Source organism: Paenibacillus rhizophilus, assembly GCF_003854965.1.
In the GTDB taxonomy this organism is placed as follows: Bacteria; Bacillota; Bacilli; order Paenibacillales; family Paenibacillaceae; genus Paenibacillus_AQ; species Paenibacillus_AQ rhizophilus.
In genome coordinates, this window is record NZ_RQPI01000002.1 from 327,046 (window position 1) to 350,999 (window position 23,954).

The following is a 23,954-nucleotide window of genomic DNA, read 5'->3' on the forward strand; positions in this document are numbered from 1 at the left end:
TTTACAATCATGGTTGTTTGCGCATGACAGCCTGCAGCATTTGCATCTGCTGTGCTCCGAACCAGTTCATATCTTGCTTGCCATAGATTTGCAGAGCTTCCCCGGTAATATAATCCGAACGGGATGAAGCCAGGAACACCGCCGAGTCGGCAACTCCCGTTGGAGGGATGGCCCTTCCCCTAAACGCTGCGGGGGCCATATCGGTATCCACGAGCGCCGGGCAAAGCGCGTTCACCTGAATATTGCTGTTCTTCAGCTCTTCCGACAAAGACCGGGTCAGTCCGAGAACTCCATGCTTGGATGCCGCATAGGCGCTCATCATCGGATAACCGATAAATGAAGAGTCCGATCCGATATTGATGATCTTGCCCTGTTTCTGTTTCATCAGATGCGGGATTACCGCATAGCAAAAGTGATACGTCCCCAGCAGATTCACCTGGATAATCTTGCTCCACACCTCGGGGCTCATATCCGCCGCCGCGGCCATTCCGGTGATTCCGGCACTGTTGACAAGAATATCAATATGTCCGAAGCGTTCTACGGCCTGATCCACAGCTTTATAGACAGTTGAAATATCGCTAACGTCCGCCGATATCGCCAGGACCTCCGCACCTAACTTACGGATCTCTTCGGCCGTTTCCTGGAGCTGCCGAGCAGATCTGGATATTAGAACAATATCGGCTCCCTCCCGGGCCAGCGACTCAGCGATGCTCCGTCCGATGCCTTTGCTGCCGCCGGTAACAATAGCCACTTTATTGGAAAGCTGTCCTTCTCTTAGGCTAAAATGCGGTGCCGGCAATTCAATCGACGAGAGCAGCTTTAGCATATTTTCGGTGTAATGTTCCGCCAGGCGATTGATCGTTTCGGCAGCATGAAGATTGGACGAATACTCGATTTCGACGGCCAGCTTGCCCTCCTCGATGGAGAAGAAGAATTCAATGACGGATATTCTTTTTTGCTCCGGCAGTGCGAAACGGCGGTCCAGCCCCTCCTTCGAGAATTCGAAGCCCGGCAGCTTCGGCATATCCCGGTTTCCGAGATAGTTGGCCCTGATCGGAGTCAATTTGACGTCCGGGTACATATAGATCGGCAAATTCTCGGAAACGAGATCATAGCTCATCCCTCCAAGCGGAACATCCTCCAGACTCTGACGAATGCTGCGGACAAGTTCCTGCCAACCGTTGTTCTCCTCCACAAGAATGCCCATTGGAAAATTGACGGCAAAGTTGCCCGGCGTCTGCATAAAGCTCTGCGCGCTTCCCAGTTCTCTCCCATGCACCCGGTGACTGACAATGATTTTGGAGCGCTGAAAGAGATTGCCCAGCATCCGGTAAAGCGGAGCCAGTAGAATCGGATATACATTGCTGCCAAAGTGCTTTTTGGCCTTACCTAATATCGACGAAGTACTTTCCTTGTCAAATTCAAAGCGTATAATCCTTGCGGACTGCTCATCGTTTGGCCCCTTGATAAAATCGGTGGGGAGCTTGCATACGGATTCCGGCGGAAACTGAGAAGACCAGTAATCCACATAGGTTTTGGCATGGATTCTTTTTTCATCCTGCACAGCCCGTATGAAATCGGCATACAATTTGGGCTTCGAAAGCTGTACTTTTTGCTCTTCCGACCCGAGCCCGGCATAAATCTGCCAAATTTCCCGGACCAACAGCTGATTGGTAATCACATCCGAAATCAGATGATGGCCAACCGCTGCAATATCGTACGACGACTCCGAAATCTGAACGACGACAATTCTCCATAAAGGCCACCGGTCAACCTGTAATCCCTTTATCGCTTCTGTCAGGGTTGCTTGAATCGCTTCGTTTCTTTGGGCTTCCTCCATATGGGTACCGTCGTAGAAATCTACATTGCTGTCCATTTCTTCAGAAAGGAAACGCTGCTCCCATCCGGAGTCCTTCTGCACCAAGACGCTTCTCAGCACATCATGACGCCCGTTTAATAAAGCGGCGGCTTTCTTGAACCGCTGCAAATCCAGCGGCTGGTTGTAGACAAATCGGGTATAGCCAGCCCAGCAATACGGGGATTCAAAATAATTCATCAGCCAGCTTTGAGCCGGCGCCAGCGGAAGTGTGTCCTCCTGTTTGATCTCTTTGAACTGAGGATTATCCGAAGGCGCTGTCGGATAGCCTGATCCGCCGAACCGGTCTCGCAGCGCTTTTCGGTCCAGCTTGCCGTTCGGATTCTTCGGCAGCCGCGGCAGCCACTCCAAACGATGTGGAATCATGTAGTAGGGGAGCTTCCGGCCAATGAAATCCTTGATTTCTTTTTCATCGGTCATCTTGCCGGATAGGCAGGCCAGCAGTGTTTGCTGTCCGGGAACAGGTTCGACCACAATGACGGCGGCTTCGTCGATATTGTCATGGGCATCCAAGACCGACTCAATCTCACCCAATTCCACCCGGAAGCCGCGAAGCTTCACCTGATTATCGATGCGTCCATGATATTCGTAGCTGCCGTCTGCTCTTTTCACCGTTAAATCCCCTGTACGGTAAATGAATTTCCCCGGAATATCCGGGAACGGATTGGGATGGAAGGCTGCACGGGTTTTCTCCGGATCATGCAAATATCCTTTCGCCAGTTGGATGCCGCCAATCCATAGCTCGCCCATTTCACCCTCGGGCACTTCACGCATCTGCCCATCCAGATTTTTAATAAACACGCCGTTGATAGGCTTTCCAATAGGAATGCTGAGCTCACCGTTCGCCCCTGGTCTTTCGGAAATGATGTGGTAAGTGACATCGATGGAAGCCTCGGTGGGACCATAGAGATTGGCGAGTCCGGTGGACCTCCCGTACCGGTCCATCCACTTCTGAACAGAAGAGAGAGGAAGACCTTCTCCGCTGAAAATGAGCCAGCGCAGCTCGGGAAACGCATATCCCTCGTCCTCAAGCGAATTTACAAATTCACCGAACAATGAAGGCACAAAATGCATGACATTGATTCGGGTATCGCTCATCCACCGGGCCAGGTTCCACGGATTCTTGACTATCTCCTGCTTGGCCGGGCATACGGTCCCACCATACATCAACGGCCAAAGCAGCTCCCAAACCGAGATGTCGAAGCAGCAGGAAGTCTTTTGCGCCACCCGTTCACCGGGCTGCAGCCGGAAAGTCTCTTGATGCCATTTCAGCCGGTTCATATAGCCTCGGTGATTAAGTACAACTCCCTTCGGATTTCCGGTTGATCCTGATGTATATAGAACTACCATGACATCATGGGGCGAACTGTCGACGTCAGGATCGCGATCGGAGTAATTCCGCCATTGCGCCGAATCCAGATGGACTTGCGGTTTGTTCTTTTCAGCATTTTCATCCAGAGAAATTAATGACTTGATAGACGGGCTCTCCTGAACGATGAGTTCCGCCTGCTCTTTCAGCAGCTGTTCCGTCAATAGAAATTGAAGCTGAGCATGCCGGGTAATATACTTAATCCGTTCAGGCGGATAAACCGGATCAAGAGGAACATAGGCGGCCCCCGCCTTGAGAATTCCTAAAATTCCGATCAGCATAAGATGACCGGGAAGCGTCATGATCCCGACCAGAGTCTGGGATTTCACCCCCTGTGAGCGAAGATAATGCGCCAATCGGTTGGATAATTCATCCAGCTCACGGTAAGTGACGCTTCGTGCTCCGTCCAGGACAGCGACGGCATCCGGGGTAAGCTTGCATTGTTCGGAGATTTTCAAATAAGGGATGTTCGTTGCCGCCGTTTGGTCCTCCAAAGACGACCCCGTGCTTCCGCCTATCATTTTGGAAATCATTTCATTCAGCGTCCGGCACTCGAACAAAGCTGCCTTATCGATTTTCCCGAATACGCCACCCAGCCGCGCGATGAGCCGGATACGCTGCAGGGAATCCAGACCCAGCTCTGCTTCCAAATCACGGGACATATCTTCGGCCCCAAGCTTCCTTGCACAGATTTCTTCGACGATGGCCCGAAGCTTCTCTTCTGTCTCTCCAACTTCCCGGGCAGCGTTCGCTTCCTGCACCACGAAGAGAGATTCGGCGGTCTTCACTTCAAATGCGGCGAGCCGGTTAATATTTTCGATGAATCTTCCCATATGCTTGTCGATGTAGCTGTCGTCAAAAAAGGTGCTGTCATAGTTCGATGTAATCATCAGTCTGCCTTGAAAGATTTCAACCAGATTGTCGATCGTCCCGGGATTGGTTCCCGTATAAGCTTCATAATCATGGACTTCATACTGTCCGTATCTCTTGTCAATGGATGTGTTTCCTACAAATGAGAGGTAAAGGTTTGATTTCAAAGTCGAGCGGATCATCGAAGCTGCTGCTTCCGGCATGCTGCCATTTTGCAGGCGGATCGCGTCTTTGGCGTAGTGTGCGGCTCTGGAGGTCTGCGCTCTGTCCATTCCTAAAGATAACTTGCTGTTGATGACTTCCCTGGTTCTGCCGACCAGCGACTCCCAACCTTCGCCGGCATCGTCGCAAGAAAAGGTAAGTGCCAGATTCTGCGCAAACGCGCTTAGAACGTCCGTTGCATCCAGATTGGGGTACAGCTTTCCGCTTGTCGGCAGATTGAGAATAATTTGGCTTTGCTCTTCCCCTTGCTGTTTTATCGTCTTTAAATACGCGCTGACCAGAAGAACAAACAAGGAGGTGCGCCATGCTTTGGTGCGCTTGATCAGGAGAGACGTTGTCTGCTCGTCGATCCAATATTTCCGGGTATGGATTACAGCCCCCTGCGTGCGTTCAGGTGACAATCTGCCGGAGGATTTAAAGGGGTTGAAAAAATAGGTTCCCCTCCCCTGCTTCCGTACGTAATCGTCCAAGGCTTGAATTTCCTCCGGAGCTTCCCACTGATTAAGCTTTGTAACGATATCGTTATACTCTGTAGCGCGGAGGGGAGGTCCCAGCCGGGGGTTTATCTTGTGCGATCTCGCGCCATAAATCTCCAGCAATTCCTTCACGATCTGCTGGTTGCCCAGACCGTCCGAGATGAGATGGTTGATGTCCAAAATGAGCTCGTACTCATCAGCGGCGGTACGTATTACGGAGAAGGAGTGCAGCGGCCACTGTGTAATGTCAAATTTATGATTCAGCGAGTCTTCGAATTTCCGGGCGATGGCTTGCTGCTGAGCCTTTTGGTCCAGATGCCTGATATCCTCAACGGAAATTTCCGGCGGGGTGATATCCTTCAGCAATTTCAGGCGGTAGCCCTTCAGACTGCTTGCCCCCTGATCAATGGTAAACACGCCGCGGAGGATGGGATGGCGGTAAATAAGCTCTCTCCAGGACTCCCTCAGACTTCCCAAATTCAGTTCGCCCCTGACCTTCACTCCCGTGCTGATCGAGAGATTGGCTACGGACAAATACGTGACTAAAAATAAATACTGGGTATGTAAGATTTCAAGAAATTCGGGGTGATTTTCAGAAATTTGCGCCAAAACAGGAGTATCCGTGTTTATGACCAGTTGGGGGGCAGTGCCAACATTCTTCCGCCAATCGGCAAACAACTCCACAATATCCCCTATCGTCTGCAAGGTGAGCAGTGAAGCAAAGGAATATTTGCAGGTAAAGTCGTCTACCTGTTCCGCAGGAATGAGTTTCAGCATACCGTTCATGAGCGAAATCATTTTGATGGAATCCAGACCCAAATCACTTTCCAGGTCCATATCCACATGCAAATCCTCTATGTTATGGCCGGTAATTTCCGAGATCAATTCGCAGACTTCCACTTTCAACTGTTCATTCGCTTCTCCGGCTATGTATGCCGCATCGGCAGTAACCGCAATTTCAGGAGAATCCAGAGCTTGATTCTGGGAGGCTTCCCACTCCTCAAAAATTCCCAACAATTCCCGGACAGTGGATATAACCAGCAATGACCCCACCGGATGGGCGTCTTGAAAATCATCCAGCTGCTCCTCCGGAATCAGCTTTATCATTTCATTCATCAACGAGATCATCTTAATGGAATCCAGACCAAGATCCTCTTCCAGAAACATTTCCGCTTCAATGTCTTCAATCCTGTGGCCCGTTACATTGGAAACCGTCTGAAGAATCCTTTGCTTGGTTATGCCGCTTTCTTTTGATGAATCAATATACATTTTGCTCATTAAGCTATCCCCCTTAATTAGTTAGACTCGCTTAAGTCAACACCAGGTGCACCCTCAGTAATTAATTCATGAAAGATCAGGCTAAAGAGAAAGATAAACTTCGTATTATTGATCTTATATTATGTATGTACCTTGGGTTGGGATTTCTTGTCAATGATAATTAACCTTATATTTCAATTTATACAAAATTTCACATTGCATTAACATAGTTATGCAGTAAATCCATAATAAACTGTAGGTATTAATTCCAAAAATTGGGTTTGTTGGCGCTCATTGCGGTTTTGAAATCACTTTCGAGGATTTTGAAATCGTAGTTTATTGAGCCTTCGGGGTCAAACTCCTGTTTATAAATTGAAAAGGCACCCGCCCGCCGGTTACCTGTCCAACAAGTTTTTCAACTTTTCGAGCAGCTGCGGACTCAGATCAATAATGCGGCTGTATATATCTTTCGGGGATTCAAGCGATACCGTCTGGACTCCGGAAGGGCCGATAATGAGAAACGCGACGGGAGTCAAGGACATGCCTCCGCCTATCCCTCCGCCAAACGGCAGCACCGAAGAGACCGAGCTTGAAAACTCCGTACCCCCGGTCACAAACCCAAGGCTTGCTCGGCAAATGGGGATCACAACGGTGCCATCCGGCGTCTGGATCGGTTTCCCGATGACGGTTTCTGCATCGTTAATGCCTTTCAGATTATGCAATGCAGTTTCCACCAATTGTTGAATTTGCTCGGACATGGAGGCACCTCCTCTCTGCTTCAGTGCTAACCAGTCTTGACAATGTATCCTCCCTTCAAACGGTGAAAAAGAAAAAGGCGGGGGCTCTCCCCCGCCTTTCCTGTTACTGAATTGCCTCATTAACAGGCTCAACAACCTTGTTAACCAGCGGGTTCTTGCTTATCATACTGCCCGCCTGTCCGCCGACGACTCGGCCCACCCGGTCACCCAATACGCCGCCAAGCACCGCTCCAACCACGGTACCTACGCCGGGCAGCACTGTACTGCCGAGCACCGCTCCGTACTCCACTCCGGCCATTACGCCGACAGCTCCGGTTACGTTCTCCACCGTTTGAGCCGTATATTCCTTCTTGCCCATCTGCCCTTGCTGCAAGCTCTTGGTGTCCTGAAACTGAGACATGCCTGCTGAAAGAAGACCTGCCCATAATGATCCGCCCTGGAACATAGGAAAACCCTCCAATCTTCTAAATAACCGCATTTTGCGGTCTTATCAGATTGTGCCCCGTTTTGCATTATCGTTGTCGTTCCGCTTGATCGGGAATTATTTCCTCGTCGTGAGTTGTTAGAGACTGCAGCTTGCTTCTTCCCGCTGCACCTGCATCTCTTGCCATTTCAGTTAAATCAAGCACGGTCTCCGTCCCCTTGACCGCCCATCTTCTCACGGTCTTTCTAGCCTCCGGAGACAGTGTCAATAGTAAAGCCGCCGCGCCCAATATTAAACCCATACGTGATTTGATCATGTGAGTCCCCCATAAAATGGATTGATTTAAGCTGATTAGATTATCCCTTAAAGCCCTAAGTTTTATGCATTCCGTTCCAGTAATTCCGGTGCATAACCAAGTTCAATATGCGAATACTACTTTGTGCCTAAATAAACTGGAGTATTTCCCTTTCAAAGGAGCAATTTCATGTCGACTACCGCTCATCGCAGCCGGTTTATCCGCTTTTTGCCGGGGCGTATTCGCCTGGAATTTGCGAGTCTGCTGCACAATAAGCAAACTGAACTGTCTCTACGTCAAGATCTGGCGCTCCTGCCAGGTGTCACTAGAGCCGAAGCATCCGCGATAACCGGACGAATTCTCGTTGTATATGACGAACGGCAAACTTCCGAGCATCAGCTGCTGAATCAATTGGAGCTCCTGGAGAACAAATACACAGGCAACGTTCAGGAAGAAACAAAAGCCCAAGCATGCAAGGATACGCCTGTACATGCACCCTCCGAGGGGGAGGCGTGCGCCGAAGCGGCCGTCTCTTTGGAAACGCCGGGACCGACGCCGCAACCTTCTGAACAGGCTAATTCCTTTCAGGATTCGAGGACTGTGCCTGAAACGCCGAGAACGATGTCAGCTCCGGTCGATCCGCGCTCCGCTTCGCCGCCGGGAGTCCCCCTTCCGCTTGCAATTGCAATGGGCGGACTGCTGGTGCTTGGAACGAAGCAATTGATATTCGGCAAGTCGGCATTGGCGGCCGGCCCGATTCCCTTCTACATGTCCGGGGCGGTCGCAGCCGTCACCGGATACCCTTTTCTGCGCAGGGGCTTTGCCCGACTGTCCGAGCAGGGTAAGTTAAATCCCGATTTGATTCTGGGCACCGCTGCGCTGGGACTTGCGCTGGTCCGGGAAAATCTCGTCGTATTGGGCGCCTTAAGCATTCTGCAATACGTAAACTGGAAACGCAGCCGGATCGGGCTGGGCGATGCGGCTGCTGAGCCGCTGTCTCCCGACATTCAAGCCTACAGCGAGCGTGCCGGCCGCTGGGGGGTAGCCGCCTCTGCAGCAACCTGGCTGTTCACCCGCAGCCCTCTGCGGGCGATTGCGGTCTTGCTTGCCGCCAATCCACGGCCGGCGACGGTTCCGGTGAAGACGGCGTGGCAGCAGGCGGAGCTTTACTCCAATGAAGCACAGCAGAGTCTTCCTCAAGGGGCCTCGATTGCGCATTTATCCCAAACCGGCACGCTGCTTCTTGAGAACACCTCCCTGCTTGTGAAGACGAATATTCAGGAGACGGAATGTGTATCACATGAGGAAGACACGGAGAAGCTCATTTGCCTGGCAGCAGGTTTGATGAAAAAAACCGATCATCCGTGGAAAGAGGAAATTCTGCGGAAGGCAGAGCTATCCTGCCGGACGTTACGCTCAGCCTTCCATGTTGCCGAGGAGGAGGACGGAATCCGCGGCCTCATCAGCAATACGTCTTATTGCATCGGCAACCTCGCTTACTGCAAACGGAACGGTGTATCTTTCGAGCGGTATTACCTTGAAGCGAAACGGATCGAAAGCAAAGGCTGTGAGGTGCTGTACCTGGCGAAGCAAATCGGCGGGAATTGGATTAGCCAAGGGCTGATCTATCGGGGACAGCAGCTCGATACCGAGCGGAGGGAACTCCTCTCCCGAGCGGGGCAGCAGGGCATTCAGGTTGCCGTTCTGGAGGATAGCTCCGGCATGGGCCGGGAAGCGATGGCCCGGCTCGGCCTGCAGACGGATTGGCTGGACACTCCTGTCAGCGAAGCGGCCGAACGCCTCGCCATGCTTCATGAACAGGGAAACCGCGTGCTCCTTGTAAGCGAGTCTCCAGGTGAGTATGGCCGCTATTTAATGGAAGCCGGCGTGCCAGGAGTCACGTTCGATCAGCTGGAGCGGGTACTGGACACCAAACAATCCGCCCAAAAGATAGAGAGTACAATAAATGAGCACCTCCAAATTACGAAGAAATGGAATGTACTCGGATCGCTGCTTGCCGCTTTTGGCGTCCTTAGCGCTCCGATTGCCAATTTGGCCAGCGACGCCCTCTCGCTGATTTTTCTTTCCCGCTCGCAAAAGCTGGCCCGGCAGCTATTTCCCGCTGACGCAGCTTGCCCCGACCGGGCCCGAAATGAGGTTGCCGCGACGGCAGAAGCCGCCATTTGGCACGGTTTGCCCTGGGAATCTGTTACGCAGCAGCTTCAGGTTAACGTCCAGTACGGCTTGACGGCGGCTCAAGTGAGCGAATCGCGCGGCCGGAACGGAATGAATCGGCTGGCCGAAAAGGAGCATACCCCCTGGATCGTCTCCTATGCCGGCCAGTTTAAAGAATTTACAACGCTGATCTTGCTGGGCACCTCGGTGCTCGCCCTGTTTACAGGCGGACTGTTCGACGGTCTCGCCATGGGTGCCGTGCTGCTCGCCAACGCGGCGATCGGCACGTTCCAGGAGCGAAAAGCCGAGCGGATTGTTGAAAGCTTGAATCAGTTTCAGCCTCCGGACAGCAAGGTCATCCGCGACGGTGATGAACAAATCATAAGCGCCATCGACCTTGTGCCGGGCGACATCGTATGCCTCGAGCCGGGCGACCGGGTGCCTGCCGATATTCGTCTGATTCGCGCATGGAACCTGGAGGTCAACGAATCGGCGTTAACCGGTGAGTCGGTCCCCGTCGCGAAGAAGGAGACCGAGGCCGAAGGCGATTGTCCGCTGCCGGAGCGCAACTGCATGCTGTATATGGGAACCGATATTTCCCGGGGGAAAGCCTTGGGTGTCGTCGTCCAAACGGGTATGAATACGGAATTCGGCCACCTGATGTCGCTGCTCAAAACGAATGAGAAAACGACAACGCCGCTTCAGGAAAAGGTTACGTCCATCAGTAAAAAATTTATCAAATGGGCATTTATCGCCGGAAGTATCGTATTTGCTTCCGGGCTTCTCCGAGGCGTTCCGTTTACTCAGTTGGTGAGCACCTCGATCACGTTGATCGCCTCGGCGATTCCCGAGGGGCTCCCCGTTACCATCACAATCGCACTGAGTGCGGGCATCTACCGCATGTCCAAGAAAAATGCGCTCGTCCGCAAGCTGTCGGCTTTGGAAACACTGGGCCATGCGACCATCATCTGTACCGACAAAACCGGCACACTGACGAAAAATGAAATGACGGTCAAGCAAGTCACCACCGTCGGCCGCGAATGGGAGGTATCCGGAAACGGATACGCCCCGGAGGGCGGTTTCCGGGAGAAAAGCCGGGGAGACAACGGCTCCGGCTTGCCGGATTCTACGGCGTATGAGAGTTCCGTCACTCAGCCGGAGCTGCAGCGAATCCTCCAGATTGCCTGCTTGTGCAATAACAGCAAATTGTTGAAGCAAGCAGACCAATGGTCGATGCAGGGAGATCCGACAGAGGGAGCGCTGCTGACGATGGCCTATAAAGGCGGGTTCAATCCGGAGCAATTGGCCCATTGGCATCGCGGCGCGGAGGTGCCTTTTGACTCAGGCACGGGAAAAATGAGCGTGGTGTGCAAGGACACCTCGTCCGGGCATGCTTGTTACATTTTCTCCAAGGGCTCCGTAGAATCGATTCTCCGCCGCTGCGGCAAGTACCAGCAGAACGGCGAAGTGCATCCTTTCACCGAACAGCTACGAGCGGACATTCTGAAGCAAAGCGAACGGCTAGCTTCCGGAGCTCTGCGCGTGCTCGGCTTTGCGTACCGCGCGCTGCAAGCGGACGAGCATGAACAGCAGGCCGACCTCGACGAGCGGGATATGATCTACGTCGGCATGGCCGGCATGATTGACCCGCCGAAGGCCGATGTCCGGAATAGCATCGAAGAGGCGCTTTCCCTCGGCGTTAAGCCAGTGATGATTACCGGGGATCATCCGATCACGGCGATTACCATCGCCGAGCAAATCGGAATTACTAACAGCAACCGGCCAGGTCAAGTACTGACAGGTCATGAACTTGACCGGATGAGCGACGAGGAACTCGATCAGTCTGTCGACCGGGTGTCCATCTTTGCCCGAATGACACCGGAGCATAAGCTGCGCATCGTCGGTATGCTGCGCAAAAAAGGGCATATCGTCGCCATGACCGGCGATGGCGTGAATGACAGTCCCGCGATCAAGCGGGCGGACGTCGGGATCGCGATGGGGCGAGCCGGAACGGAGGTCAGCAAAGCAACCGCCGATATCGTGCTGAAAGAAGACCACTTCGGCTCCATCGTAGATGGGGTCAAGGAGGGCCGAACAATTATCGGCAATATCCGCAAAGCGCTGGGCTGTCTGCTCACCGGCAATCTTGCGGAAATTCTCGTCACGAGTGTTGCGGTTATCGCCGGCATGCCGATTCCGCTCGTGCCCATACAAATTTTGCTCATGAATATGCTGACGGATGCACTGCCGGCCATGATTCTGGCCGTCAACCCAGGCAATAAAGCCAAGCAGACGAAACGGACGGCGATTGTGGACAAGCCGCTGTATCGCAAGGTAATCACCCGCGGAGCGCTGCTTGGCGCCGGGTCGCTCGGCCTGTTTAGTCTGGCGCTGGCCTCCGGGCAACCCGTGGCTGTGGCTCAAAGCGTCGCTTTCGCGACGCTGGTGGCAGGCCAGCTGATCCAAACGTTCTCCTGGCGCCAGGAAGGCTCCGAGCAAACGGTGGGCGATTGGAGCAAGGACCGCTTCCTCGTCGGCGCATTGAGCATCTCCTGGCTCGCTCTGATGGGCGCGCTGTATGTGCCTCCGCTCAACCAGTTTTTCCATACTGCGCCAATCCCTCTGCATCTCTGGGGACCAATCCTGCTCGTCGCTGGCTCGATTTCTTGGCTCTCCAAGCCGATTCTGTCCTTACTCGAAAGGAAGGACGAGGCAACGGGCACGGCAGCCCTCTCCTATTCCGCGGCTTAGCTGCGGGATAGGCTTTTCATATGAACTTAAGGAGGTTACCGAACATGCTGGAAAGAAATCCAGACAAACTTATCGTGGGCACTGCGCTCGCTTTTGCCGCCTCAACGCTTTGGCCGATTGTGAAAAACACCTTGAAGCCGCTCGCAGAAACCGGGATTCAAGGTGCAACAGGTTTGACAGGCCGTATCCAATACGCCCTCCAGATCGCTCGCGATGAAATCGAAGACATTGTCGCCGAAGCCCAATTCGAACGGATGAGAAAGCAGCTCGATAAGGAAATCTCCACCGAATCCCCTTCATCCGAAGAGACTGGAGACTCACTGCATGCAAAATCAAACGATTGATCATCATCTTCGGGAAGCGCTGGCGCATTTGGAGCAAGCCATCAATCAAAGCATACATACCGTGATGGAAAATCAATCCTCCAGCAAGGAAATCGGCGGAAAGTGGGAGCAATTTCTAGGACAGTTTTACGGTATGGTTAAGGACAAGGGTAAAAAGTCACGGGTCAATCTGCTCAGCTGGATCTCTTTCTCCAGAATCCGCTGATTTCTGGTGATCGCTTCTCCCCGCCCAAATGAATTTTATGCGTTCACTCGGCGGCCTAATGGATTTGGCTAGAGTCGGCACGCCCCAACAGGCATTGCCGGCTATACGCCGGTCGGACCTCTGCCCGGGATGCCTATGGCCCCACTCTACACAAACCCTCCCGATTGCTCCATCAAACGGCCGTTCACGGCGAACTCGGAAGGAGAATATGAAGTCTGTTTCTTGAATATTCGAAAAAAATAGGAGGTATCGTAATACCCCAGATAACTGGAAATGCTGGATATACTCATATCGGAGTTCAACAGCAGATTACAGGCTTCGATGATCCGAAGCTGGTGTAAGTATCGGATGGGAGAATGTCCGGTCACCTCGCGGTAGATGGAAATCGTATAATTCGGTGAACGCCGGATTAGACTTGCTAGTTCATTAATCTGTACCTGCTCCCGGTAGTGTTCCAGCAAGTACTGCTGGATTTTCTGGGCATACTTCATCTTCATCGGTGAAACCTCCGGCTGCTCAAATTCACGGGCCAGCATACCGAGCAGCTCTTGAAGCACACCGAGAGAGATAAATGAACTGTAGCTTTTTGCTTCGCGGCTTTCCAGAAATAGCTGCTCGAACTTCCTTCTGACGGTTTCAAAATTGCGCGGTTTGAAGAGCGTCGGACCATTCCCGCGAAGAAAAGGGATAGCTTCGGCGACATCGGCGCCGCAATGAAATAGAATCGTATATTTTTGATGCAGGCCGCTTTCGTCATTTTCCCCCGCACGACGGACGCCTTTGGGCAATACGAGCAAATCCCCGCGTTCCGCAATAATAGGCTGACCATTCACGGTATATTTCACCTTTCCCAGGGTTACAAGGACAAGCACGTTTATCCGGATTTCTTCCATAAGTGTGCGCCAATGGGGAATCTCTTTATCAAAATGTACGGAATGCAGCACCAGCATAGGTTATCCTCCCACAATTAATACACAAACACTACTGTAATAACATACACGTTCAGAGAACAATATTGCCTTTTATTATAAGGGATTCCTGTCTTAATAGCGAAAAAGATAATAGAATCGTACAAATGTCTGTAAGAACGTACGTGGACTCTTTTTCATAACTCCTCCTATAATGGATCAAGTAATACTTATTTTCCGATAGAAAAAGGAGGGTTTACTTTGAAAGTATTTATGCGTTTGCTTGTCTTGTTGCTTGTTGTACTGTTTGTGCTGCCGCTGTCGGCTTGCACATCAACAAACGGCAGCAGCGGTGCGGGCGATGAGGCTAAAGCCGGGGAAGCCAACATAGCAAAAAAGAATCCGGGCAGTACTGCTGACTCACCTATTACGCTGAGAGTTATGGACTGGAGCGACAGTGTGAAGACGATCCGTGAGGAGTTTCACAAGCAGTTTATGGCGAAATACCCGAATATCAAAATTGAGTATACCCAATTGACGGTGGACCAGTTCAAAAACACGATTCTAACGGCAATCCAGTCGGGCAGAGCGCCGGACCTGTTCCCGATTCCGTCAAACGTCAAACTGGCGACGGCGGTGGCCGAAGGCTGGTTTCAGCCGCTGAATCCGTATCTCGGCGAAGACTTCCTGAACCAATTCGCTGACGGTACGTTTCAAAATGGCATCACTTCATTTGACGGACAGCTGTACGCGATTCCCGAAACGGCGTCTCTCCCCTCCAGTCTTGTGTTCTACAACAAAACGCTGCTGAAGGAAGCGGGCTACGATGACAAGAATCTGCCCCGGACCTACACAGAGTTTCGGGCAGCCGCCAAGAAGATCACGGAGAACGGCAAGGGCAAGTATTACGGCATAGTCGAGGGCGGCAAGCAGACGGGCCGCTGGTTGATGATTGTTCGCGACTGGTCCTCCCTGGCTGGCGCCGGTCTGAATTCAACCTCCCCCATCAATCTGGCGGATGGACGGACAACGTATAATTCCGAACCCGTAACCGGGGTTTACTCTCTGTTTAAAGGGCTCGCGGACGACAAAAGTTTTCATCCGCAGACTATGAGCATTTCGGCTCCGGAAGCAAGGGCTTTGTTTGGCCAAGGACAAGCAGGATTTATCGTGCAGGGCGCCTGGAGCATCGGAGTATGGAACAAGGATAATCCGAATCTTGATTATGGCGTAATGGCGCCGCCCGTTCCCGATACCGGGCGCAAGGGATCGATTGAGCTGGCAGGCAGCCTGCCTTGGATGGGAATATCCGCAGATTCCAAGAATCCCGAGGCCGCAGCGCTGTATCTTAAGGAACTGTACACGGGAGATTATTTCCAGAAAGCCCGCGTATCTTCGGGCGATGCCTTCTCGCTGATTAAAGGCATTAACGAGCAATACGCCACGGTTCCGCAGCTCAAGGCCTATTATGAACTGGCTCATGAATATGGCCGCACCGTTCCCAACCCGGCCATACGCAATCCAAAATCACCCGGTGTATTTGAATATTATAAGGATGTTCACCCTGATCTTGGAGAACTCCTGGCCGGTACGGTAGCCGGCGCGGTAACGGATTACACCGGGCAGCTCGGAAATTATTCAGAACAGGTCGGCAAGGCTTGGACTACCGCGATAGACAATGCCAAGAAGGCGGGTGTTCAGGTAGACGAAGACGACTTCGTGTTTCCGAATTGGAAGCCGATGGCGGATTATACGCCCGAAGATTACGCGGCGCTAAAATAGGCATCTGCGGCCGAGTCAATCATTGATTAGGAGGGAATAGATGGAAAAGGCAATGGTTGGCACCATCAATCAGCGCGCCGTAAGCGGAACAAAGGCCAAGAGAAACCGCAAAGCCTTATGGTGCTGGCTGTTCGTCGCACCGAACCTGATATTTTATCTGCTGTTTCAAGGCTGGCCGATCGTTATTAACTGGTACTATTCCATGCTGGACTGGTCGGGTATCAGCTCGAACGCAACATTTGTCAAGCTGGATAATTATACGCGGCTGATTGCGGACCCGTATTTTTGGAAAGCGTACAGGAACAGCTTTATTTTTATGCTTCAGGCTGTTCCTCCGCTGCTCGTCTTGTCGCTTGTCCTAGCGGCCACGCTGAACAATCCGCTTCTGCGTTTCGCCAAACTGTACAGAACGTTGTTCTTCATTCCGGTTATCGCCACAACGTCGATAGTCGGCATGATCATGATATTTATCTGGGGAGCGGACGGCCCGCTGAATTACGCGCTGTCGAAGCTGAATCTCCCGGGAGGCGGGATCAATTGGTTAAGCGATGGACGCACAGCGATGTATGCGGTCATTGTCACTTATATCTGGAAGAATTTGGGGATGAACATGATTTACTGGCTGGCCGGTCTTCAGAGCATCCCCCGGGAGCTGTATGAAGCTGCCCGGAGTGACGGGGCTGGACACTTCCGTACTTTCTATCATATTACACTGCCGCTGATTATGCCGATTGCCCTGGTTATTCTGCTCCTTAACACGGCCGGGGCGCTTAAGGTATTCGACCTCATTAAAACGATGACGGACGGCGGACCCTTTTTCGCGACCGATGTCGTGTCAACCTATATTTACCGCTATGCGTTTTCAAGTGAAATGGGAGTCCCCAGTATGGGTTATGCGTCCGCCGCGGGGATATTCTTCGCCTTTACAATTGTAATTCTTGCCGTGTTACAGGGCTTGATACGCAAAGCGGTGCTGCGGACATGGGGAGGAGATAACTCGTAATGAGCAGAATAGGAGCCATATCCGTGCATATTGTATTGATTCTCATCGGGTTCGTCTGGATTTATCCGTTTCTTTGCATGCTTTCTGCTTCGTTCAAAGATACGGAAGAATTTTTCGCGGGCAGTCTCTCGCTAATTCCAGCGCATTTCAACCTTGCCAATTTCACCCGGGCCTGGTATGCCGGAAACTTCAATCAGTATTTTCTAAATACATTCATCGTCACGGCCACGGTAATCATCATTGTGCTTGCGATTACGGCGACTTGCGGCTATGCGCTCGGCAGGTATGCGTTTCCCGGCAGGCGCTGGCTATTGCTGGTGTTCGGATTAAGTATATTCGTGCCGCTGGAGTTTTCTGTCATTCCGATTTTTCAGTTGATCAAAAGCCTCGGTCTGCTTGACTCACGGCTTGGAATCATATTAGCCGAAGCAGGCGGCGGGCATGTGCTGTTCGTGCTGTTGTTCGCCAGCTTTTTCCGGCAGGTGCCCAAAGAGCTGGAGGAGGCTTCGATCATTGACGGCTGCGGCTTTTTCCGCACATTTATCCGAGTAATCCTCCCGCTTTCAAAGCCGATTATCGGGAGTGTAACCATCATGCAGTTTATCTGGACATGGAATTCGTTTCTGCTCCCGCTGGTGCTTACGCTGAGCAATCCCGCACTGCGTACGCTTGCCGTAGGCATGTACGCGCTGCGCGGGGAGAACATCATCGATTGGACCGGCCTCGCTGCCGGAGGCACGATTGCGCTTGCTCCGATCATTCTATTGTTCCTGTTTCTGCAGCGTTATTTCGTCGACGGGATGGCCGGTTCGATCAAAGGCTGACCGCGCACAAGCAAAATTTATATCATAAGGAGATGGACGAATTGAAAGTACTGCTGCTTGATCTGGATTCGACAACGCCCAGCCATCTGGGATGCTACGGCTATCATCGCAATACCTCGCCCAATATCGATAGCATTGCGGCTGAAGGCGTAACTTTTACTAATTATTATACTACTGACGCACCGTGTCTTCCCTCGCGGACCGCGCTCATGACCGGTATGTTCGGAATACATAACGGCGTTGTCGGCCACGGCGGCACGGCGGCCGATTTGCATCATGAAGGAGTGGATCGGGAGTTTCGCAGCCGGCTTGGTTCCGAGAGCTTCCCCTCGATTTTCCGGGAGGCGGGGCTGAGAACGGCGCTAATCAGTCCATTTGGGGAAAGGCATACGGCCTGGCCGTTCTACGCCGGATTTAATGAAATCTATAATACGGGCCGCTGCGGGATGGAATCGGCTGAGGAGGTAACTCCGGCCGTCCTTGACTGGCTGGACCGCAACGCCGGACAGGACGACTGGATGCTGTATGTGAACTACTGGGACCCGCATACCCCGTACCGCGCACCCGCCAGCTTCGGCAATCCGTTCGCCGAAGAACCGCTTCCGGCCTGGCTGACGGATGATGTACTTCAGGAGCACCGGAACAAAGTGGGCCCGCACAGCGCGAGCGAGATTAATATGTATGACAACCGCACCTTGGATAAGTATCCGCGATATCCTGGCGAAATTGCCGACAACGCCGGATTGCGGCGGATGATCGACGGATACGACTGCGGAATCCGCTATATGGACGGGCATATCGGAGCCATTTTCCAAAGTCTGGAGCAGCAGGGAATTATGGATGAAGTGGCGATCATTATTACAGCCGACCATGGTGAGAATATGGGAGAACTTGGCATATACGGCGAACACGGCACAGCCGATCAAGGCACCTGCCGCATCCCGATGATCATCCGGTGGCCCGGCTCCCTTAAAGGCCATGTGAATAGAGGGCTGCATTACCATCTGGATCTTCCGCCCACGATCGCCGATCTGCTTGGCCTAAAGCCCGCTCCGAGCTGGGACGGGCAGAGCTACGCGCCCGCGCTTCTGGCCGAAGAGGAGAGCGGCCGCGACTACCTCGTCGTCTCCCAGTGCGCCCATGTCTGCCAGCGGAGTGTCCGGTTCGGCGACTGGCTGTATATCCGCACTTATCATGACGGCTATCATTTGTTCGACCGCGAAATGTTGTTCAATCTCGATCAAGATCCGCATGAGCTCCGCAATCTGGCCGGGGCCCGTCCCGACCTCTGCCGGGAGGGAACATATCTATTGCATGATTGGCACGAGAACATGATGCGGTCCATGCCGTTCGACACCGATCCTCTCTGGACGGTGATGAAAGAAGGCGGCCCGTATCATGCAAAAGGACATCTGAAGAGCTATGCCGAGCGGCTGGTGCAAACCGGACGGGGACATGCCGTTGCGGAGCTGCGCAACCGGCATCCGCAGGAGTTCAGGTAAGCCGCTGAATGTAGCTTGTTAATGTTCAAACATCTGCTCCGCGGACTCAAAGGAAGGACGGCTGATGGCAGGAGAAAGATTGTTTCCGAGCAGGTCGGGGAGCCGACGCTGCCTCGAGGAGTATAAAAGGACCGAACTGCCAATTTCGGCCGATACAATCCGTGCATATATTTGAAGGCACCTCGCCCGTAATGCGAGGTGCCTTTCTTTATTCGGATTAATTATCGTTGCGGCGAAGGACGTGGGATTCTCTGCTGAAGGCTATGTAGATCAATTCACCTTCTCAAAAGCCTGCTTAATATCCTCGATCAGCAGCTCGGGATCTTCCAAACCGACATATAACCGGACAACCGGTCCGGATACCGATTCATAGCCTTCCGGCAGGGTTGGAACGGTCACCAGACTTTCGTATCCGCCCCAGCTTACGCCGATCCGGAAGTATTCAAGGTGGTCCGCCCATCTCTTGATCATATCGACCGACAGGTCCGTCTCAAAGGCGAACAGGCTGCTGTACCCGCACATCTGCTCCTTACCCAGCTCATATTGCGGATGCGAGGGCAGTCCCGGATGATGGACCTTGAGAACATGCGGTAGCTGTTCCATAGCTTCGGCGACGAGCAGACCGTTCTTCTCGAACCGTTCCATGCGAAGCGGCAGCGTACGCAGTCCGCGCATGGTCAGTGAAGCGGTATGGGGAGTCATGACTCCGCCGAGCAGCAAATACTCGCTCTCGTTGATCCGCCCTATCAGCTCCGCTGAGCCGATGGCGACCCCGCCGATTGCATCGCTATGCCCTCCGATAAACTTGCTTGTGGAATGAAGGACAAGATCGATGCCCAGCGAGAACGGATTTTGAAAACAAGGCGTCGCCCATGTATTGTCGATGTAGGTCAACGCGCCGATGCTTTTCGCCAGCTCCGCACAAGCCTTCAAGTCCTGAAGCTGAAACAGCAGGCTGGTCGGGCTTTCCAGGTAAAACAATTTGGTGTTTCCGCGCACGGCCGACCAAAGAGCTTCCCGGGAAGCTCCGTCTACGAAAGTGAATTCCACTCCGAATTTGGTCAGAAAATTCTCCAGCAGCTTGCGGGTCGGACCGTAAACCTGGCTGACGCATACGATATGATCCCCCGTGCGAACAGCAGCCAAGATGGCTGTCGAAATGGCCGCCATGCCTGAGGCGAAGCAGCGGGCTTTCTCGCCGCCTTGAAGCTGCGCGAGCCGCTGCTCCAGCTGTTGAACGGTCGGATTATTGCCCCTCGAATACATCGGCCGGTCCGGCTCCTCCGCCGCCGCATGGTCAAATTCCGCATGAGTGGCAAAGCTGAACAGACTGGTCTGGTATTGCGGTACCGTTACGGAACCTTGATGGCGCTCGTCATGTTTGTCATGAACGACAAGGGTTTGCGGATCGTGTTTCGGGCTGGCAGTTATTTTTTCTATTTCCGTCATCACTCGTCATATCCTTTCTCATGTAGTGTCCTATTCCTAACCTTTCACAGCGCCGTCCGTCAGGCCTTGCACAATTAAACGCTGGCAAAGGGCAAACAGGATCATGGTAGGAATGACGGACAGAACGGTCGCCGCCGACATGGCTCCCCAATCGATATCAAACTTGGTGATAAAGGAATTCATCGCAACGGGGATCGTCTTCGCCTCTTCCCTGTCGATGAACATAATGGCCAGGAACAGCTCGTTCCAGTTCTGAACGAAGGCAAAAATAAACGTCGCCGATATCCCCGGCTTCATCACCGGAAGGATAATGCGGATCAATCCGCCCAGACGGGAGCATCCGTCAATCATCGCCGCTTCCTCCAGGCTGGAGGGAATCCGCTGAAAGAACCCTTTTAGCATGAGGGTACAGAACGGGATGAGAAGCACGGAATACATCAGGACAAGCGAGCCCTGCTTGTTAAGCAGGTTCAACTGGGACATGATGCTATAGAGAGGACCAAATCCGATGAACATCGGAATCATTTGCGTAAGGAAGAAACCGCTCATAATCTGCCGGCTGCCCCGGAACGTAAAACGCGCCAGCACATAGCTGCTCAATATGGAAATAATAATGACGATAAACGCCGACAATAGCGAAACCAGCAGGCTGTTGCCGATATACACATGAAACTTAGAAATCGCGAAGATGTTGGCGTAGTTCTCAAACGAAATCCTCTCCGGCAAGTACTCCAGCGGAAACTTGAAAATATCGTTCTTGGGCTTCAGCGAAGTAAGAATCATCCAATATAAAGGAAAGACCATAAATAACAGCCAGATCCCGAGAATGATCACTTTGGAACTTAATTTAACTCTGCTTATAACCTTCCGTTTCATTTAAAAATCACCCGCCTTACTCGCTTTCGTAGCAAAAAGATAGAATAGGGTGTACAGCAGCAGCAGTACGATCGAGATAACCCCGATGGCGCCGGCCAGGCCGTAATCCCCGCCGAATACGATTTTATCCAGCATGAACGTGGACAGAATATGCGTCGAATTGGCCGGTCCGCCGTTCGTCATCGCATAGATAATATCCGGGAAATTGAATATCCAGATGACCCGCAAAGCCGTGGTCGTAATGATCGTCGGCAGGATGTAGGGAATAATGACATGCAGCATCTTTTGAAGTCCGTTCGCGCCGTCCATATCGGCAGCCTCAAACAGCTCTTCGGGAATGGACTGCATGGCGGCTGTAAGCATGATGGCGAAAAAAGCAACCCCGTACCAAATATTCGCTACAATAACTGAGAACATGGCCCATTTCGGGTCGGACAAAAATCCGATGCGCTCCGAGATCAGCCCCATTTTGAGCAGGAGATCATTGATGACGCCGATTTGGCCGTTGAACATCCAGCGCCAGATAATCCCGATCAGAAATCCGGACATCGCCCACGAATAATAAATCAGACCTTGATAAACGCCTCTGCCCGGGAATTTCTGATACAGCAGGAGCGACAGAACGAATCCGATGGCGAACTGCAGGATCAGGGATATAAACACCCACAGCACCGTATTTTGCATAATGGTCGGCAGGTTCGGGTCCTGCAAAACCGTTTTGAAATTGTCAAAGCCGATAAACCGGATGTCGTTCAAATTAAAAAGCGAGTAATTTTGAAACGCCATAATGATGCCCTTGAAAATCGGAAAATACGTAAGCACAACCACCGGAATAAGCGCGGGCAGCAGACAGAACAGGATAAAGGCGGCGGTGCGGCTTAGGCGAGGTTTACGGACGCCAGTGTTGTTCATCAGGACAGGAACCTCCTCTGAAAACAAACATATGGGCGGCAGCACCGTACCCATATGTTTGAATTAATATTTACTTGCCTTGTTTCTTCTGGTCGATCCAGTATGCGTCCCATTTCTTCAGCGCGTCGTCCACGGACAGTTTGCCGAAAATGATCGCCTGCGTATCCTGCTGGATGATCGAGCGCCATTCTCCGAAGCCTTTATAATCCGTTTCAGGCTTGACCGGAATATAATGGGCGGTATCTGCGTTCATGTCCATGTACGGCTTGTAATAGCCGGTCTTGTAAAATTCGTTCTCAGAGGCGGTTGTATGGACCGGAATCAGACCGATCTTTTGGGTGAAGAACTCATTCTCTTCCGGGCTGGACAGGAACTCGATCAATTTCCAAGCTTCGTCCTTATGCTCGGAATGGGCTGCCATTCCCCATCCGGCTGCGCCGACTTTAAAGTGGGTAACGCCGGCTGGGCCTGCTGGAATCGCCGCCGTGCTCCAGGTGCCTTCGCCCATTTTTTGCTTGACGACGTCGATGACATCCGGGTCTTGAATCAGCATGCCGGTAATCCCGGCTTCAAAGCCTTCAACCATTTCCGCGAATCCCCAGTTCACCGAATCTTTCGGGGAGCCGTCTTTATAAATATTCAGGTGGTTCTCCAGAGCCTGCTTGGCTTCCGGCGTACTGAATATCGTGTTGCCATTCTTCAGGAACATGGCGTCTTCGGGATTGGTGTTCGTTCCGTTGTAGTCGCGGACCATATCGACTATGTAGCTGTCGGCGCCTTTTCCGCCCCGGAAGGAGTAGCCATAACGGTTCTTGGACGGATCGGTGATCGCTTTAGCCGCCTGGTACAAATCTTCCCATGTCTTGGGCGCTTCCAGTCCTTTTTCCTTGAACCAGTCGGTTCGGTAGAACAATATTTTTTCATACAGGCCATAAGGAATGTAATAAGGCTTGTTCTCTATATAATTGGCGGACATCTGTGCGCTGGTGTTCAGCGTGCCGTAACCGGACCACTTGGACGTGTAGGCCGACAAGTCGGCAATCCAGTTGTTCGTTACGAATTGCTTGACGGTGGAATCTCTGACTTCCAGTACATCGACATCCGCTTTGGAAGACAGCATTTGCGCAATTTTCGTATCGGCGCTGTCCAGCGGCGGCGAAATCAGCTCGACATCAATCCCCGGATTGGCCTCTTCAAACTTGGTCAGCATTTGATTGAGGACTTCCGTCCGGGCCGGGCTGGTCAAGCTTTCGATCATTCTGATTTTCACCTGTTCCGATGAGCCGCTTCCGGCAGAGCCTTCGCTGCTTGTCCCGCTCCCACAAGCTGTTAACGAGCTGAGTGCCGTTACGATCAATAAAGCTGATGCGAACAATTTTTTACCGGTTCTCACAAAAATCCCCCTCATAAAAAAATAATTATTATTATAAAAGGTCCAGGGTCCCTTCATAATTTCGTTGATGCCACACACAAGCAACCATACTATCATGCTGTCATACAGGTTGAGGCATAGGCTCCTGTTACCATTCTCCTTAGAGACTAAGCGGAGGAAATATCTAGCTGCCAGTAATGCTGTGAACCTGTCTGACAGGTAAGATCCTAAAAAACCTAATTCTGCTTTCCAAGACCTTCCCGTCATGTAAAGTTACGTGCCATCAACATTCAATCCATTACTG

The 23,954-nt window shown here is 52.2% G+C and carries 16 protein-coding genes; 7 read left to right on the forward strand and 9 right to left on the reverse strand.

Going from position 1 to position 23,954, the window contains the following annotated elements:
- Nucleotides 1-7: 7 nt before the first annotated feature.
- The 4 genes from EH198_RS06830 to EH198_RS06845 all read right to left on the reverse strand — a co-directional run bounded on the left by EH198_RS06830 (nt 8) and on the right by EH198_RS06845 (nt 7,568).
- Nucleotides 8-6,091 carry a non-ribosomal peptide synthetase gene (locus tag EH198_RS06830; protein ID WP_246014127.1) on the reverse strand — a complete coding sequence of 2,028 codons (6,084 nt, stop codon included), beginning with the start codon at nt 6,089-6,091 and terminating at the stop codon, nt 8-10.
- 374 nt (nt 6,092-6,465) lie between these two features.
- A complete protein-coding gene (ytfJ, locus tag EH198_RS06835; RefSeq protein WP_185702781.1) occupies nt 6,466-6,828 on the reverse strand; it encodes a GerW family sporulation protein in 363 nt (120 codons plus the stop codon).
- 103 nt (nt 6,829-6,931) lie between these two features.
- Nucleotides 6,932-7,273, reverse strand: coding sequence for a hypothetical protein (locus tag EH198_RS06840; protein ID WP_124694797.1), 342 nt, complete (start codon nt 7,271-7,273; stop codon nt 6,932-6,934).
- A gap of 67 nt (nt 7,274-7,340) precedes the next feature.
- The gene (locus EH198_RS06845) at nt 7,341-7,568 is read right to left on the reverse strand and encodes a hypothetical protein (RefSeq protein WP_124694798.1); all 228 of its coding nucleotides are present in this window, start codon (nt 7,566-7,568) and stop codon (nt 7,341-7,343) included.
- Nucleotides 7,569-7,736: 168 nt separating this feature from the next.
- On the opposite strand from EH198_RS06845, the gene EH198_RS06850 reads away from it, so the two are divergent.
- Genes EH198_RS06850 through EH198_RS06860 form a run of 3 tightly spaced genes read left to right on the forward strand, consistent with a single transcriptional unit; the run spans nt 7,737 to nt 13,022 of the window.
- Nucleotides 7,737-12,473 carry a cation-translocating P-type ATPase gene (locus EH198_RS06850; protein WP_124694799.1) on the forward strand — a complete coding sequence of 1,579 codons (4,737 nt, stop codon included), beginning with the start codon at nt 7,737-7,739 and terminating at the stop codon, nt 12,471-12,473.
- A 44-nt stretch (nt 12,474-12,517) separates the two neighbouring features.
- Nucleotides 12,518-12,817, forward strand: a complete 300-nt coding sequence (locus EH198_RS06855) for a DUF5132 domain-containing protein (protein ID WP_124694800.1) — start codon at nt 12,518-12,520, stop codon at nt 12,815-12,817.
- Nucleotides 12,798-13,022, forward strand: a complete 225-nt coding sequence (locus tag EH198_RS06860) for a hypothetical protein (RefSeq protein ID WP_124694801.1) — start codon at nt 12,798-12,800, stop codon at nt 13,020-13,022. Before EH198_RS06855 ends, EH198_RS06860 begins: the two co-directional genes overlap by 20 nt.
- A gap of 146 nt (nt 13,023-13,168) precedes the next feature.
- Here the strand turns inward: EH198_RS06860 and EH198_RS06865 are convergent, their stop codons facing one another.
- Nucleotides 13,169-13,972, reverse strand: a complete 804-nt coding sequence (locus EH198_RS06865; protein WP_124694802.1) for an AraC family transcriptional regulator — start codon at nt 13,970-13,972, stop codon at nt 13,169-13,171.
- 219 nt (nt 13,973-14,191) lie between these two features.
- On the opposite strand from EH198_RS06865, the gene EH198_RS06870 reads away from it, so the two are divergent.
- The 4 genes from EH198_RS06870 to EH198_RS06885 are packed head-to-tail and all read left to right on the forward strand — an operon-like array spanning nt 14,192 to nt 19,041.
- A complete protein-coding gene (locus tag EH198_RS06870) occupies nt 14,192-15,712 on the forward strand; it encodes an ABC transporter substrate-binding protein (RefSeq protein ID WP_124694803.1) in 1,521 nt (506 codons plus the stop codon).
- 40 nt (nt 15,713-15,752) lie between these two features.
- Nucleotides 15,753-16,715: a carbohydrate ABC transporter permease gene (locus tag EH198_RS06875; RefSeq protein ID WP_221621491.1), complete on the forward strand. Its 963-nt coding sequence runs from the start codon at nt 15,753-15,755 to the stop codon at nt 16,713-16,715.
- Nucleotides 16,715-17,539 (forward strand): carbohydrate ABC transporter permease, encoded by an 825-nt coding sequence (locus EH198_RS06880; RefSeq protein WP_124694804.1) that lies wholly within the window; start codon nt 16,715-16,717, stop codon nt 17,537-17,539. Before EH198_RS06875 ends, EH198_RS06880 begins: the two co-directional genes overlap by 1 nt.
- A gap of 41 nt (nt 17,540-17,580) precedes the next feature.
- Entirely contained in the window at nt 17,581-19,041 is a 1,461-nt protein-coding gene (locus EH198_RS06885; RefSeq protein WP_124694805.1) for a sulfatase family protein, read from the forward strand.
- Between the two features lie 270 nt (nt 19,042-19,311).
- Here the strand turns inward: EH198_RS06885 and EH198_RS06890 are convergent, their stop codons facing one another.
- The 4 genes from EH198_RS06890 to EH198_RS06905 form a co-directional block, all read right to left on the reverse strand.
- Nucleotides 19,312-20,490 carry a trans-sulfuration enzyme family protein gene (locus tag EH198_RS06890; protein WP_124694806.1) on the reverse strand — a complete coding sequence of 393 codons (1,179 nt, stop codon included), beginning with the start codon at nt 20,488-20,490 and terminating at the stop codon, nt 19,312-19,314.
- A 36-nt stretch (nt 20,491-20,526) separates the two neighbouring features.
- Nucleotides 20,527-21,366, reverse strand: a complete 840-nt coding sequence (locus EH198_RS06895; RefSeq protein ID WP_124694807.1) for a carbohydrate ABC transporter permease — start codon at nt 21,364-21,366, stop codon at nt 20,527-20,529.
- On the reverse strand, nt 21,367-22,278 hold the full coding sequence (locus EH198_RS06900) for a carbohydrate ABC transporter permease (RefSeq protein ID WP_124694808.1): 912 nt from the start codon (nt 22,276-22,278) through the stop codon (nt 21,367-21,369). It abuts the gene before it with no gap.
- 70 nt (nt 22,279-22,348) lie between these two features.
- Entirely contained in the window at nt 22,349-23,671 is a 1,323-nt protein-coding gene (locus EH198_RS06905) for an ABC transporter substrate-binding protein (protein ID WP_246014128.1), read from the reverse strand.
- Nucleotides 23,672-23,954: the final 283 nt, after the last annotated feature.

Coding starts and splice junctions, on each gene's coding strand:
- EH198_RS06865 (WP_124694802.1), bottom strand. CDS start 13,972: ATGCTGGTGCTGCATTCCGTACATTTTGATAAAGAGATTCCCCATTGG.
- EH198_RS06895 (WP_124694807.1), bottom strand. CDS start 21,366: ATGAAACGGAAGGTTATAAGCAGAGTTAAATTAAGTTCCAAAGTGATC.
- EH198_RS06840 (WP_124694797.1), bottom strand. CDS start 7,273: ATGTTCCAGGGCGGATCATTATGGGCAGGTCTTCTTTCAGCAGGCATG.
- EH198_RS06850 (WP_124694799.1), top strand. CDS start 7,737: ATGTCGACTACCGCTCATCGCAGCCGGTTTATCCGCTTTTTGCCGGGG.
- EH198_RS06875 (WP_221621491.1), top strand. CDS start 15,753: ATGGAAAAGGCAATGGTTGGCACCATCAATCAGCGCGCCGTAAGCGGA.
- EH198_RS06900 (WP_124694808.1), bottom strand. CDS start 22,278: ATGAACAACACTGGCGTCCGTAAACCTCGCCTAAGCCGCACCGCCGCC.
- EH198_RS06880 (WP_124694804.1), top strand. CDS start 16,715: ATGAGCAGAATAGGAGCCATATCCGTGCATATTGTATTGATTCTCATC.
- EH198_RS06855 (WP_124694800.1), top strand. CDS start 12,518: ATGCTGGAAAGAAATCCAGACAAACTTATCGTGGGCACTGCGCTCGCT.
- EH198_RS06845 (WP_124694798.1), bottom strand. CDS start 7,568: ATGATCAAATCACGTATGGGTTTAATATTGGGCGCGGCGGCTTTACTA.
- EH198_RS06830 (WP_246014127.1), bottom strand. CDS start 6,091: ATGAGCAAAATGTATATTGATTCATCAAAAGAAAGCGGCATAACCAAG.
- ytfJ (WP_185702781.1), bottom strand. CDS start 6,828: ATGTCCGAGCAAATTCAACAATTGGTGGAAACTGCATTGCATAATCTG.
- EH198_RS06860 (WP_124694801.1), top strand. CDS start 12,798: ATGCAAAATCAAACGATTGATCATCATCTTCGGGAAGCGCTGGCGCAT.
- EH198_RS06890 (WP_124694806.1), bottom strand. CDS start 20,490: ATGACGGAAATAGAAAAAATAACTGCCAGCCCGAAACACGATCCGCAA.